This window comes from Butyrivibrio sp. YAB3001, from assembly GCF_900112195.1.
In the GTDB taxonomy this organism is placed as follows: Bacteria; Bacillota; Clostridia; order Lachnospirales; family Lachnospiraceae; genus Butyrivibrio.
Window position 1 is genome coordinate 97533 of record NZ_FOKR01000014.1, and the last position, 13958, is coordinate 111490.

Annotated in this window: 22 protein-coding genes; all 22 read left to right on the top strand. The window is 40.3% G+C overall.

The features are described from left to right. Positions 1–10: 10 nt before the first annotated feature. The gene (locus tag BM086_RS14530) at positions 11–2395 is read left to right on the top strand and encodes a glycoside hydrolase family 2 TIM barrel-domain containing protein (RefSeq protein WP_092328099.1); all 2385 of its coding nucleotides are present in this window, start codon (positions 11–13) and stop codon (positions 2393–2395) included. Between the two features lie 141 nt (positions 2396–2536). Further along, the gene (locus tag BM086_RS14535; RefSeq protein WP_242952222.1) at positions 2537–2791 is read left to right on the top strand and encodes a hypothetical protein; all 255 of its coding nucleotides are present in this window, start codon (positions 2537–2539) and stop codon (positions 2789–2791) included. 31 nt (positions 2792–2822) lie between these two features. After that, entirely contained in the window at positions 2823–3116 is a 294-nt protein-coding gene (locus BM086_RS14540; RefSeq protein WP_092328102.1) for a TetR-like C-terminal domain-containing protein, read from the top strand. A 22-nt stretch (positions 3117–3138) separates the two neighbouring features. Continuing rightward, on the top strand, positions 3139–3813 hold the full coding sequence (locus tag BM086_RS14545; protein ID WP_092328105.1) for a hypothetical protein: 675 nt from the start codon (positions 3139–3141) through the stop codon (positions 3811–3813). A 182-nt stretch (positions 3814–3995) separates the two neighbouring features. Further along, positions 3996–4466 (top strand): Trp biosynthesis-associated membrane protein, encoded by a 471-nt coding sequence (locus BM086_RS14550; protein WP_092328108.1) that lies wholly within the window; start codon positions 3996–3998, stop codon positions 4464–4466. Continuing rightward, positions 4447–4890: a GNAT family N-acetyltransferase gene (locus tag BM086_RS14555; protein WP_092328111.1), complete on the top strand. Its 444-nt coding sequence runs from the start codon at positions 4447–4449 to the stop codon at positions 4888–4890. The genes BM086_RS14550 and BM086_RS14555 overlap by 20 nt, the downstream gene beginning before the upstream one ends. Then, a complete protein-coding gene (locus tag BM086_RS21455) occupies positions 4891–5085 on the top strand; it encodes a hypothetical protein (RefSeq protein ID WP_242952223.1) in 195 nt (64 codons plus the stop codon). A gap of 6 nt (positions 5086–5091) precedes the next feature. Further along, positions 5092–5430, top strand: a complete 339-nt coding sequence (locus BM086_RS21460) for an NAD(P)H-dependent oxidoreductase (RefSeq protein ID WP_242952224.1) — start codon at positions 5092–5094, stop codon at positions 5428–5430. 17 nt (positions 5431–5447) lie between these two features. Beyond that, on the top strand, positions 5448–5969 hold the full coding sequence (locus BM086_RS14565; RefSeq protein ID WP_092328114.1) for an NUDIX domain-containing protein: 522 nt from the start codon (positions 5448–5450) through the stop codon (positions 5967–5969). Further along, positions 5960–6415, top strand: coding sequence for a GNAT family N-acetyltransferase (locus BM086_RS14570; protein ID WP_092328117.1), 456 nt, complete (start codon positions 5960–5962; stop codon positions 6413–6415). Before BM086_RS14565 ends, BM086_RS14570 begins: the two co-directional genes overlap by 10 nt. After that, on the top strand, positions 6388–7059 hold the full coding sequence (locus BM086_RS14575) for a methyltransferase type 11 (RefSeq protein WP_242952225.1): 672 nt from the start codon (positions 6388–6390) through the stop codon (positions 7057–7059). Before BM086_RS14570 ends, BM086_RS14575 begins: the two co-directional genes overlap by 28 nt. A gap of 50 nt (positions 7060–7109) precedes the next feature. Then, positions 7110–7913, top strand: coding sequence for a DUF5131 family protein (locus tag BM086_RS14580; protein ID WP_242952226.1), 804 nt, complete (start codon positions 7110–7112; stop codon positions 7911–7913). Between the two features lie 70 nt (positions 7914–7983). Continuing rightward, positions 7984–8259 (top strand): DJ-1/PfpI family protein, encoded by a 276-nt coding sequence (locus tag BM086_RS14585; RefSeq protein ID WP_092328122.1) that lies wholly within the window; start codon positions 7984–7986, stop codon positions 8257–8259. A gap of 139 nt (positions 8260–8398) precedes the next feature. Continuing rightward, entirely contained in the window at positions 8399–9187 is a 789-nt protein-coding gene (locus BM086_RS14590) for a class I SAM-dependent methyltransferase (RefSeq protein ID WP_092328125.1), read from the top strand. A 6-nt stretch (positions 9188–9193) separates the two neighbouring features. Further along, complete coding sequence (locus BM086_RS14595) at positions 9194–9955, top strand: GNAT family N-acetyltransferase (RefSeq protein WP_092328128.1); 762 nt, start codon at positions 9194–9196, stop codon at positions 9953–9955. 8 nt (positions 9956–9963) lie between these two features. Further along, positions 9964–10236, top strand: coding sequence for a hypothetical protein (locus tag BM086_RS21035; RefSeq protein ID WP_175560298.1), 273 nt, complete (start codon positions 9964–9966; stop codon positions 10234–10236). 253 nt (positions 10237–10489) lie between these two features. After that, on the top strand, positions 10490–10942 hold the full coding sequence (locus BM086_RS14610; RefSeq protein ID WP_092328134.1) for a GNAT family N-acetyltransferase: 453 nt from the start codon (positions 10490–10492) through the stop codon (positions 10940–10942). After that, the gene (locus tag BM086_RS14615) at positions 10942–11700 is read left to right on the top strand and encodes a class I SAM-dependent methyltransferase (RefSeq protein ID WP_092328136.1); all 759 of its coding nucleotides are present in this window, start codon (positions 10942–10944) and stop codon (positions 11698–11700) included. Before BM086_RS14610 ends, BM086_RS14615 begins: the two co-directional genes overlap by 1 nt. Positions 11701–11732: 32 nt before the next feature. After that, positions 11733–12539 carry a class I SAM-dependent methyltransferase gene (locus tag BM086_RS14620; protein WP_330391611.1) on the top strand — a complete coding sequence of 269 codons (807 nt, stop codon included), beginning with the start codon at positions 11733–11735 and terminating at the stop codon, positions 12537–12539. Positions 12540–12601: 62 nt separating this feature from the next. Further along, complete coding sequence (locus tag BM086_RS14625) at positions 12602–13252, top strand: class I SAM-dependent methyltransferase (RefSeq protein WP_092328139.1); 651 nt, start codon at positions 12602–12604, stop codon at positions 13250–13252. Between the two features lie 46 nt (positions 13253–13298). Next, positions 13299–13643, top strand: coding sequence for a hypothetical protein (locus BM086_RS14630; protein ID WP_092328141.1), 345 nt, complete (start codon positions 13299–13301; stop codon positions 13641–13643). 42 nt (positions 13644–13685) lie between these two features. Beyond that, positions 13686–13958 (top strand): fluoride efflux transporter FluC (locus BM086_RS14635; RefSeq protein ID WP_092328144.1); only part of this gene is annotated, 273 nt, incomplete at its 3' end.

Consider the following 13958-nt stretch of genomic DNA (forward strand, 5'->3'; position numbering starts at 1 on the left):
AGAGACTCACATGAAAGCACGATCATTTAATTTAGGATGGTCCTTTTTTAAAGAGGGCAGTGAAAACAATAAAAAGACTGTGACATTGCCACATGATGCAATGCTTTATGAAAACCGCTCGAAAGATAATCCTTCCGGTGCGGCATGCGCCTATTTTGCCGGCGGAAAATATATATACGAAAAGACAATAGCTGCTGATGAAGGATGGAGGAACAAGAGCGTCATCCTTGAGTTTGAGGGGGTGTATCAGAAAGCTGTTGTATATGTCAATGAAAACAAAGTTTGCAGCAATATATATGGATATTCCAATTTCTTTGTCCCTATAAATGATGAAATCATTTTGGGAAAAGAAAACACTATAAAGGTAGTGGCAGATAACTCAGACGTGCCCAATTCAAGATGGTATTCCGGAAGCGGCATATATAGAAATGTAAAACTGTATGTAGGCAATAAAAAACATATAGTTCCCGATTCTGTATTTGTTAAAGCAGAAGCCGATGGAAGGACATTTATCAAGGGTGAAGTCACAGGTGGAGAAGCAGTAAAGCTTTGCATTTCGAAAGACGGAACACTTGTTGCTGACACATTATCTCAGGTAACGGATGGGAAGTTCGAGGCAGAAATACAAGTTGATGACCCTTCATTATGGGATGAGGACACCCCGACACTATATGATCTGTCTATTGAGCTTTTTGAAGCCGAGCAGTCTCTTGATGAAACTTCGCTGAAGTTTGGCTTTAGGACTATAAGCTGGGACAGTGCTAATGGATTAACTGTTAATGGCAAGAAAGTTCTTTTGCGTGGAAGCTGCATACATCACGATAACGGCATATTAGGTGCTGCGGCAATTGATGAAGCTGAAGACAGGAAGATCAGGATACATAAAGAAGCAGGTTTTAATGCGATCAGAAGTGCACATAATCCATGCTCCAAGGCCATTCTTAATGCCTGTGATAAATATGGAGTATACGTAATGGATGAATTTGCTGACCATTGGCTGATCCACAAAAACCCATACGATTATGCGAATGAAGAGTTTAAGGCAAATTGGGAAAAAGACCTTTTGGCAATGATCCGTAAGGACTTCTCGCATCCATCAGTAATCATGTATTCCATCGGCAATGAAATCTCAGAACTTGGCCTGGATAGCGGTGCCAATATGGCTAAAGAACTTGCTGAGTATGTAAAGAAAATTGATCCAACAAGATGCGTTACTGCCGGAATCAATCTGATGCTCGCAACAATGGCAGCAAAAGGAAAAGGCCTATACGGAAAAGAAGATGGTAATAATTCAGGAAACCAGTCCATGGACAATATGCCTACAAGTTCATTTTTCAATATGCTGATGAATCACATGGGAGACATCATGGACAAAATGGCGTCCGGAAAAGATGCAGATAAAGTTACTGCCCGCCTTGAAGGAATCCTTGATATCAATGGATATAATTATGCAACTTCCAGATATATTTCAGAAGGAAAGAAATATCCAGGAAGAGTGATAGTTGGTTCGGAGACCCTTCCCCGAAGTATATATAAAAACTGGAAGCTTTGTGAAAAACTCTCCTATCTTATAGGAGATTTTGTCTGGACAGGATGGGACTATCTGGGTGAGTCCGGTATAGGCACTGTTAAGTATAAGTCAGAAATGGATGCTGGTGACCTTATCATCTCCGGTGGTCCCGGGCTTATAGATATATGCGGTAAAATGAGACCAGAAATGCAATGGAACCGCATGATATGGCATATGACTGACATCCCTGAAATAAGTGTTGAACCAATGAGTCATGCAGGAGAAAAGAACTCCATCAGCATGTGGAGAGATAATGATGGAGTCGCAAGCTGGACCTGGCCGGGATGTGAGGGAAAAAGAAACAAAGTAAGAGTATATGCAACAGGAGCTTATGTAGAGCTATTGGTTAATGGTAAAAGCTATGGCCGCAAGAAAACCAAAGAATACAAAGCTGATTTTAAAAATATCATGTATGTACCAGGAACAATAACTGCCAAGTCTTACGATACAGAAAACAGACTTATTGGAGAAAAAGAACTGCTGACCGATGAAGGCGAGACACGGATAATGCTTACTCCCTCAAAAACAAAACTTGTTGCCAATGGAGAGGACAGCTGTTTTGTTGACATTGATCTTGTAGGTGATAAGAATATAACAAAATCATCATGCGACAAGATGCTTCGCATCAAGGTGGACGGAGAAGGAGAGCTGATTGCATTTGGGTCAGCCAGACCCGCGCCAAAAGAATCTTTTATAGGAAATACTCACTCTACATATCTCGGAAAAGCACAGGCTGTGATTCGTTCCGGTCAACAGCCGAGTAAGATTACTATATCTGTATCTTCAGTGAATAGAACTGAAAAGCTAGTTATTGACTGTCAATGATATTGGTATTGAAAACTAAATCTGTAAGATAATTTATTATTGAAAACAACACTTTTTTGAAATTGTGTTGTTCAGTTTAACATTCCTCCTAGGTAGAATGAAGTCATAAAACAAAACACTACATCACAGGAGGTAATGATTATGAACACAGATAAAACTTATGCAGAGGCTTTGGCCAGCGAATATGCACCTAAAGATGCATCCAAGGTGGTTACGCTAAAGAAGCTTGACAGAAAGGCAAAAATGCCGGCTGCGGTTTTTACCTACACTTTTGGCATATGTGCAGCCTTGTTTATGGGTCTGGGAATGTGTTTGTGTATGCAGGTGGTCGGAAGCGGAACACCGATGATGGTATTAGGAGTTGTTCTCGGAGAGAATAGAAGAAGCCGCACTTGATGATCTGATCCTTATCAAAGAGGACTATCTGATGCCTTATCTGAATTTTGTAAAGGAAAACAGATTTGTGTTTGCGGCCGCAGTTAACAGTCCTGGAGGCATGCAATCGGCAGGTAAGTATGAAGGATTGTACAAGCATGTTTTTAATCCGATACTTGAAAGGTTTCATTATCCGGAGAATGAGCGCAGGTATGCGATAAATTTTTATATCAGCGGGATTGTCGCTGTGATAAAGCAATGGCTGGAGGCCGAATGTCTTGAAAAAACAGATGAGATAGCAGGAGTGATCACAAAATGCATACGACCATATATAGAAGCGGATTGACCCTACCATCCGTAAGCGGCATATGAAGCGGCTGATCCAAAAAATATATAGTACTGAAGTGGGACACAGGATTCTTAGGGATCCTGTATTTAGGCTGTTCATAACAACAACTATGAGTCTGGGATGGAATGCTGTATATGCAATTTTTAACGGGGTAATGGGAATCAAATACCATTCATTCTGGTTTGCGTCTATGTTTGCTTATTATCTGGTTTTGTCCGAAATGAGATTTATAGTTGTTTCTTCGAAAAGCAAAAAGCGGAGGAAGTCAGAATCAAGAATGATGAAAGTAATCGGCACTGGCATGATCTTTCTGGCTATCGTGGTATCGGGTATTGTATGTATGGGCATAGCTGAAAAGCGTAACCCAAAATATAATACCATTGTAATGATCACTATCGCAGCATACACCTTTTACATAGTTATTCAAGCTATTATAAGCTTTGTAAAAGCTCAAAAAAGGAAAAATCCATCAATGATAATGCTAAGAAATATATCCATGGCTTGTGCTATTGTGGCACTATTGTCACTGGAACGATCCATGCTCGGCACATTCGGAGATGCAGGTGATAGGTTCTCGATGACAATGACGATCATATCCGGTGCAGTTGCAGTTCTGCTTGTTATTGTAATCGGTGTTTCTATGCTTATACAAGCAGGACGAGTTGAGGAGAAAATTCTACCGGATAGTAAATAAAATTGGAATATTATCGTGCTTAAATAGAGCGGATAGGATGTTTTGTGAGAGACAGACTTGAGTTAGCATAAACAAGGAGTTTTGCGAGTCATCTGGCAGATAAAAAACTGTCAGATGGCTTTTTTTATTGTGTGAAAACAGATATAGTAGAAGGTAAATATCTGATAATTGTTGGAGGGGTAATGAAGAAGTTTAATATGTTGATAAACCTGATAATTGTATTTGGAGCAGGAGTATTTGTAGAAAGTCTTTTTGCTGCGTATAGGGATTTCATAAATCACCCTGAAGCGTATGAGATCAATTCAGCACCCTGGTACTACTATTCCGCAGTTCCAAATGCAGTGGCTTTTGTGGCCTTTATTATCTTGTGCCTTCTTATAAAGCTTGCCATTCATAAGAGGGTTGGAAGAATTATTCTTGGAGTTATGGCGGCCATTGCAGGAGTGCTGTGGATAGCAGTAACTCTTTACACAACTAAACCCCATTCTTATACAATCATAGGTGGTGCTGATGGCCCAACATCTATATTCCTTGCCGGAAAATATGGCGCAGGTACCATTATTACTGCTGTGATAGGTGGGCTTGTTTTAGCAGTGTCAGGGATTTTACTAATAGCGAAAAAAGGAAAAAATAATGATCAGACGAGCCAATAAAAGTGATTTGTCCAGGATTGCAGAGATTCTGGTATTTGTAAAAAGAATGAAGTATCGTTCTATTTTTCATAATGACGCATATTCTTTCGGAGAGCTGCAGGTGATCCCTGTAGCTGAGCAGTATTCCAACCCAGAGATTCTTGAGAATATCTGGGTATATGAAGAAGATGAGATAGTAAAGGGATTAATTCATATTGAGAATAATGAAGTAATGGAGCTTTATGTTGATTATTTCTTCATGGGGCAGGGCATTGGGGCTGAATTAATTGAGTTTGCAAAGAAGGAATATGAAGTCAGGTTCTTGTGGACACTGGAAAAGAATCATGATGCAATCAAGTTCTATGAGACTCATGGATTCTGCAGAACGGGAGATAGACAGTTAGAAGAAGGTACACCTGAATATATCGTTAAGATGGAGAGATGAATGAAAGCATTAGTGATTAACTGCAGCCCGGTCAGAAACGGAGCTACAGCGGAAATAGTGAGCATTGTTTCACGGGAATTGTCCAAGAAATATGATGTGAAAAGCGTTTGCATTGATGACTATACCTTCAGCTTTTGCAAAGGATGCCGTTCGTGCCACAGTACTGCCAAGTGCGTGATAGAGGATGATATATAGGTAGTCATGGATGAATTTGATGCTGCAGATGTGATATTTTCAGTTTCTCCATCGTACTGGGCTGATATTCCCGGACAATATAAAGCTTTTATAGACAGATGTACCCCATGGTGTAATACCCATGAGCCACATGCAACGATTAGGCCAGGTAAAAGAGGCTACTCTATAGCCCTTAGAACAGGGCCAAGTATGCCTGAATGTGAGCGGATTATTCATAGTATCGAGCACTTTTACGGACATTTGGAGATTCAAGTGGTAAAGAGTCTGGGGCTATGTTCTGTGGAGTATAAGGAAAACGTGGGGCCAAGGAAAAAGGAAATAATAGAGTTTTGTGAGGACATATAAATGGTGATAAAAAGAGTATGAAACAGTTATTTGAAATTGATCTTAAAGATTATAAAGAAACAGATGCAGTTTTTCGCAGACCTTCAGCCAGGGCGATAATTATAAAAAATGATAAACTTGCCCTAGTCTACAGCAAGAAAGAGAAATATTACAAGTTCCCTGGAGGAGGAATCCATGATGATGAAGACAAGAAAGAAGCGCTCATCAGAGAGGTTAGGGAAGAAGTAGGACTTGTTGTAATTCCTGAATCTATCAGGGAATATGGAAGTGTATTGCGAAGACAGAAGAGCACCGTAAAGGATGGTGAAATCTTTGAACAGGAGAATTATTACTACTTCTGCGATGTTGAGGATCGAGCTGTCGAACAGGATTTGGATGCTTATGAGGACGAAGCGGGGTTCGTGCTGAAAATAGTGGATATAGATGAGGCTATTGCGACTAATGCAGCGTATTCTAGTGAAGATTATTTCAATGAAATCATGATCAAAAGAGATAGAAGAATGCTTGAAATGGTAAAGCAGGAGTTGGGATGGAAATAAGGATTGCAGACAAACAAGATATTGATCTCATGATGAGCAGCAGACTGGAAATGTTAAAAGAAGTTAATTCTCTTGATGCAGATTACCGGTATTCTGAGAGTTTTGTAGAGGAAAGCAGGAGATACTTCCTTGAGGGAGATCAGACCACGGTTCTTGCTTTGGATGGAGAAATAGTCATCGGCTGTGCGACAATCTGCTATTTTAGTGTTATGCCGACATTCTCGCATCCATCAGGCAAGCGGGCTCATCTTATGAATGTGTATACTGCTAAGGAATACCGTAAGCAGGGTATAGGAATGAAAATGGTCAACATCCTTATAGATGATGCATGGAATAAAGGAGCAACAGAGATCAGCCTTGATGCAACAGAGGCGGGGAGGCCCCTTTATAAAAAATGTGGCTTTGAAGACTCGGAAGAATGCATGGTTTTGGTAAAAGAGAAATGAACAATCCCTGGGAAGAGATAAAACTTGATGATTATGAAAAGCATATGAGCCTGGACTCTGTAAAGCAGCTGCAGACCATTAACAAAATGATGAAAGAGCAGTTTGATGCTTATCAAGTAAACAAGGCAATGATTTTTGGCATAGCCGGTGGAAATGGATTAGAACATGTCAGCAAAGAAAAGTATCAGATTGTTTATGGCATAGATATAAATAAAGAGTACCTTGAAGCTGTCTCTGGACGCTATACAGACTTGTCAGGCGTATTGCAGTGCCTTCAGGTTGATCTTATAAAAGATACATCAAAGCTGCCTAATGCACAGCTACTAATTGCAAATCTGCTAATAGAATACATTGGATATCAGGCATTTGTAGTTGCTGTACATCGGGTTGATCCTGATTACGTGTCTTGCGTAATTCAGATTAATACAGATGAAAAGAACTGGGTTTCAGATTCGCCATACATCCATGTATTTGACAGGCTTGATGAGGTACATAGCCAGATGGAACAGGACGAGCTTGTTTCTGTGATGGAAGGCGCAGGATATCAGAAGATACTGGAGGAGACAGAGTCTCTTCCTAACGGAAAAGCTTTATTAAGAATTGATTTCAAAAAAGGAAAAGAACGAACCTATGGCATCAACTAAAGAGTACCTGGATTTCATATTAGAACAGCTCTCTGAGCTGGATGGTTTTCATGATGGAGCAATTATCGTTTTTTGAGGAAAAACACAATGATCCACGGCCTCCGCTGGCACTTAACTGGAATCTGTGGCATGGATGCACCAGAGCAAGTACAGGGTGCCTACATTGTTATGTTTACCGGAGAGATGAGTCCATAGGAAAGGACCCTACAGTCCTTCATAAGACAGATAACTTTAATCTCCCAATACGAAAACTAAGGTCAGGACAGTATAAGGGTATGTATAAGGTTCCATGCGGGTCACACATTTATACATGTTTTTCTTCAGATTTCTTTCATCCCGATGCAGATGTATGGAGAAAAGATGCCTGGGAAATGATGCATGAGCGTTCAGATTGTACATTCTTTATGATTACTAAAAGACCTGAGCGTATTGCAGATCATCTCCCTGCAGGATGGGGGAACAGATGGGAGCATGTTACGATAGCCGTTACCTGTGAGAATCAGGATATGCTGGATAAGAGACTTCCGGTTTATCTGGATCTTCCATTGTTCCATCATGCCGTGATGATAGAACCTATGCTGACTGAGGTGGATTTGAGTCCATATATCGAAAAATACAGGACTTCCGATGGGCGACCGCTCATCGAGGAGGTTTCCGTAGGTGGAGAGTCAGGAGCAAATGCAAGGGTCTGCGATTATAAATGGGTAGAGAAGGTATGGTTACAGTGTAAAGAGAACGGAATCTCATTTTATTATCACCAGACAGGAGCAAAACTGATTAAGGATGGGAAGCTTTATAACATCCCAAGAAAGCTACAGCATATCCAGGCGCATAAAGCTGGATTGGATTTATAACTTTTTATATTACGTTCTAAAGTATTAATGTGCATAATGCAAAAGCAGTGAAAAACAGACCTTTTTCTGTGTGCGGATCAGGTCTGTCTGCGTTGCAGCTCTGGCACTTGCTCATAGTGGAATCCTGACAGGAAAGAAAGCAACAACATATCACTTAAATAGTGGAAACAGGCAGAAACAACTAGGTGAATATGGTGTTGAGGTAATAAATGAGCCTATCGTTCAGACAGATAATATCATCACATCATATTGTCCACAGACTGCTCCGGGAGTTGCATTTTCTCTTTTAAGCATTCTTGTGGGAGAAGAAAAGATGAGCGAAGTACGTACAGCAATGGGGTACTAAGGAGGGAAAAGTGAAAATACTTTTGGCTGACCAGAATAATCTGGAAGATGTAAGAAATATAAAGAGATCGAGTATAACAGGATTGAAACAGAGAATGGAGATTATCTCTGTTATGATGTGATGATGCTGGAGAAGGCTGATGATAATTCAGGATATTGATAAAGGAAGGCCCTTTGACTGGGGCAAAACATCAGAAGATTATGCCAAGTACAGGGACATTTATCCGCAGGAGTTTTATGAGTACATTTTGCAGCTGGGTTTGTGTAAGGACGGACAGAGGATACTTGATATAGGAACCGGCACAGGGGTACTTCCGAGGAACATGTATAAGTACGGCGCGAAGTGGACGGGAACTGATATTGCCGATAATCAGATCAGGCAGGCAAAAGAACTTTCTGAGGAAGCTGGGATGAAGATCGATTTCTTTACATCCAGGGCAGAAGAAGTTTCTTTTCCTGATAATACATTTGATGTGATAACGGCAAGCCAGTGCATATGGTACTTTGACCATGATATTACGGCGCCAAACTTTGCAAGAATGCTTAAATCGAAAGGCAAATTTCTGATTCTTTACATGGGGTGGCTTCCATATGAAGATCCGATAGCAGGTAAAAGTGAAGAGATCATTTTAAAGCATAATCCAAACTGGACAGCTTATGGTGATACAGTTCATCCTGTCTGGGTGCCGGAGCAGTACTTGAGGTATTTTGATTTATTATCGCAAGAGCAATTCAGAGTTGATATTCCGTTCACAAAAGAGGGGTGGCATGGAAGAATGCGGGCCTGCAGAGGCGTAGGGGCATCAATGTCACCAAAGCAGCTGGATGCATGGAATAAAGATCACATGGAGATGCTACAAAAAGAGGCTTCTGAGAACTTTATGGTAAAACACTACATATCAATTGCTGAACTGCAAGTGAAGGAATAAGGAATAATGATAAAACTTACAGATTACAGAAAAATCAACCATTTGGTTGATCAGATCAGAATAGAGAAAGTATACCCACTGTCCATTTTAGAGGGGATTCAAACGGGCGAGATATTTGTCGATGATGACGAGGCACCAACAGCAGCATTAGTGTGGCATTATTGCGGATTCGCCAATATCCTGGGGAGTTATGACGAGAACTTTATTGAAGAAACTATGAAGTTGATGCAGGATCCTCCGGAAGGTCATTCGGGACGTATGGCACTTCAAACCGAGAACGACTCTCACTTAGAGGAGATGATACTTAGAACTCCAACGGTTGCTAAACACGAGAGGTATATTTTGGAGTTTGCAGGAAAAAAATACATTATTCCGCACACGCTGGATGCTAAGCTCAAGGAAATATCACACGATAATTATGAATTGATGAAGGGAAAGATCATTCCTTCTTTCTCATGGCCAAATCAAGAAGAGTTTATTGAGAACGGCTTCGGATATTGTCTTGTTGAGGAAGGACAGATGATGGCTTGTGCATTTGCTTCAGGTGTTTCAAAAGAGTATGTGGATATCGGCGTAGAGACAGCAGAGGAATGTCGCGGAAAAGGATACGGACGGATTGTTGCCGCTGAAATGGTAAAAGAAATTTTATCAAGAGGAAAGACTCCGATATGGGGGTGCGACATAAGAAATGAAGCTTCCATGAGGCTGGCCTGCTCAGTTGGGTTTGAAATCGTCGGGATACATCCGTGGTATAAGAGTGAAAAGTGAAGAATAGCGTGTTAAAGTTTGTGCATATGTTTAAGCATTATTATATTGAAGAGTATTTCGATGCCATAGTCAGTGTAGATGCATATCATTACTTTGGATGTAAAGAAGGCATCTTTTCTGAGAAGGTACTACCATATGTAAAAGCAAGAGAAGTTTTGAAATATCCGGAGGATTATTTCATGCCGTGTTTTATAGGAATCGGAAGACCATTGAAGGGAATCAAACCAGTCAGACAGATAGAGATCAATCCTCAAGACAGGATTCACTGGAATGAATACTGATTCAGAGTATAGCACGATATCTTGTATATTTTAATGGTAAGCTGATAGGTGATATTTGTAATAATGAACTGTTTTTAAAGAGAACGCCGACATCTGACAGACTGCTTGCGGAGTCCGAACTGCGTTATCCGTATGAAGGATCAAAAACACTGATGCACGTATTTGACAAATTTGAGGATACGGGTTTGATTGCAAAATTGCTTGAAGGTATGTATGCAGAACTGCCCGAAAAGGAACCAAAGAGGAAAAAGAAATGATCAGAGCTGCAAAAGAGACGGATTTTGATTCTGTCAAAAATATAACCCAGAAAACTATATGGTCAGTTTACCCCAAGTACTATCCGAGTGGAGCAGTGCATTTTTTCAGTGACCACCATTCAGATGACAGAATTAAAGCGGATATCGATGCTGAAAAGGTATTTGTACTTGAAGTAGATGAGATTATAATTGGAACCGTTACCGTTTCCGATAATGAGATTAACAGGCTATTTGTTCTACCGGATTTTCAACACAAGGGATATGGTAGAGCGCTAATGAATTTTGCTGAAGAAATGATAAGTAAGGAGCATGATCATATTATTCTTGATGCATCACTACCGGCTAAACAAATATATCTTAAACGCGGTTATGTAGCTACAAAATATAACATGATTGAAACCGAAAACGGGGATTATCTGTGCTTTGACGTTATGGAGAAACATCTGTGATGGATATCAGATCAAGTATTGCTGACACAAGAAAAGAATTCGAAAAAAGCTTTGCTGTAGGAGATTTTTATAACAGGCAGACACAGGATTCTGAACACCTGGAGAGAATCTTAAGCTTTATTAATGTGAATAAAGGTATGAGGATACTTGACCTTGGAACCGGGAGCGGATATCTTTCGTTTCCGATTGCGAAGAACAATCCTTGCTGTGATGTGATCGGTCTGGATATTGTAAATTCAGCACTAGAAGCAAATCGGGCAAGAGCAGTCGCAGAAGGGATAAAGAATTTGTCATTTGTAAGTTATGATGGCATTGATTTTCCTTTTGATGCGAATACCTTTGATCTGGTTGTGACAAGATATGCTTTGCATCATTTCCCGGATATAGAACATAGTATCGGAGAGGTGAGCAGGGTTTTGAAAAGTGGTGGGATGCTGTTCATATCGGATCCATGCCCTAATGAGTGTGATACGGAAAGATTCGTTGACGATTACATGCGGCTTAAAAAGGACGGTCATATCAAGTTTTATACAAAGGATGAATGGACAGCTATCTGCCGCAGACAAGGGCTCATGGTTGTAGACAGTTTCAACAGCTCAATACGATTTCCAAAGAAGAAGGATACGGCTTACGGATACGAGGAAGTGCTGAAAAAGCATGATCAGACAGTGATAGATAGCTATAATCTGGTAGAGACAGATACAGAGTTATATCTTACGGAGCAGGTAAACAATATATTGTTTGAGAGACATTCTTAAATTTTGAGATAAATGAGTGAGGAGATACGATTTTGGGGCAGAATGAAAAATACAGCGAGATGAGGAAGAAGCCAATGGAATATCGTAAGGTGTTTGACACAATCCCGGAGCAGTTTGATAAGTTTCGACCCCGTTACAGTGCGGAACTGTTCGAATATTTCATCAGGGAAGCCGGTATCGGAACTGAAACGAAGGTGCTGGAAATCGGCCCGGGAACAGGCCAGGCGACGGATCCGATTCTGGATACCGGCTGTGATTATAATGCCATTGAGCTCGGGGAGCATCTCTATGAGAAGATGAAAGAAAAATACGATACAAGACCGAATTTCCACATTGTGAATGACGACTTCATTACGCATGATTTCGGTGAACAGAGGTATGATGTAATATACTCTGCTGCGACGATCCAGTGGATTCCGGAGAAGGTCGCTTTTTCCAAGACGTTTGAACTGCTAAAGCCAGGGGGAACGCTGGCGATGATGTTTCTGATTGGGGATTATAAATCGCCCAATGAGGAGCTGTTTAACAATATCCAGAAGGTTTACGACGAGTATTATAAACCGGTGACGGAATACAAAAACATGAAGGAGCCTTTTGACTATCTTCATGCGACTGACTACGGCTATGCGGATCTGACGCGGCATGATTTTTACGGAAAACGCATTTTTTCTGCAGATGAATATGTGATGTATTGCGGCACGCACAGCGATCACATTTTGATCCCAGAACCCTATAAAACGAAGTTTTTCGAAGGACTTCGGAGTGTGGTGCTTGCGGGCGGAGATAAAGTCGAGTTCCGGGATACTTATGTGCTGTATCTGACGAAGAAACCGGCGTAGTGCATAGTAAAATAACTCGGAAAATATATTTCAGTTAAAACTGACTAAGGAGTACCGAAATAATGCTTGAAAAGATGGATGACTTTTTTACTGCTCGAGTAGATGGATATGATGAGCATATGAAAAGTAATATCGAAGGGGCATCTTCGTTTTATAAATACACTGCATCGCTTTTACCTGTGGTAAAAATGGCCAGCGTTTTGGATCTTGGTTGTGGTACGGGGCTTGAACTGGAAGAGTATTTTTCTGTTAATCCTTATGCCAAAGTCACAGGAATAGATCTGACAGAGGCTATGCTGGAATCGCTCAGAACGAAGTTTTCAGATAAAGATATCACAACAATCTGTGGATCGTATTTTGATGTTCCTTTTGGAAAAGAAGTGTTTGATGCAGCTGTTTCTGTAGAGTCGTTGCATCATTTTACAAAAGAGGAAAAGATACCGTTGTATGTAAAACTGAAAAAAGCTCTTAAGCCTGGCGGATATTTTGTTCTTACAGATTATTTTGCTGATATTAATGAACAAGAAAACCATTTTCGACAGGAACTGTTACGTATAAGGCAAGAACAGAATCTTCCTAATGATGTCTTTTATCACTACGATACTCCGCTTACGGTCGAGCATGAAAAAGAGGCTCTTCTTGCGGCAGGGTTCACTCAGATTGAGGAACTAAAACACTGGGAAGCAACGCATACATTAAAGGCGATAAAGTGAGCAAAATAGGGATGAATTCAGGAGAAGAAACTATGGGGGACGCGTAATGAACAAGACCTTTATCGAGATGAAACTTTTTCAGGTAAAGCCCAATAAACTCGAGCAATTTGAATCTATGATTGAGGAAATGAGCACAAATCAGCTTAAATGTGAAGGTTGCATATCACTCAAGTTTTTCAAGAGATTTTACACCATAGATGGAATCGAGCTTGGCGAGCCTCCAAGGGAGTTAACCAAGATTGTAAAGTGTGTTAAGTATTATTCATATTGGGAATTTGATACTAAAGAAAACTATGGCAAGGCCATAAAGATCTTTTTCGACAATTACAATAAAGATTTGCAAAAATTGCTGATTGCTCCATTTGATATTAATTTGGGGTATTCGGTTTAAAGAAATATATATTTCAGTATATATGACAATAGAGAGGTTGATATGAATTTTCTATTTGTAGCACTTGGTGGTGCCTTGGGTGCAGTAGCGCGATATGCAATAAGTCTGATTCCTGTTAAGACTTATTTTCCGATATTAACTCTGATTACAAATATCCTCGGTGCCATACTAATTGGATTCGTTGTTGGAATTACCAGTAACCGAGAAAGTGTATCTGATAATACCATTCTTTTCTGGAAGACAGGGGTGTGTGGAGGTTTTACCACATTCTCTACATTTTCCCTTGAAGCTTTTAATTTGTTTGAGAAGAAACAA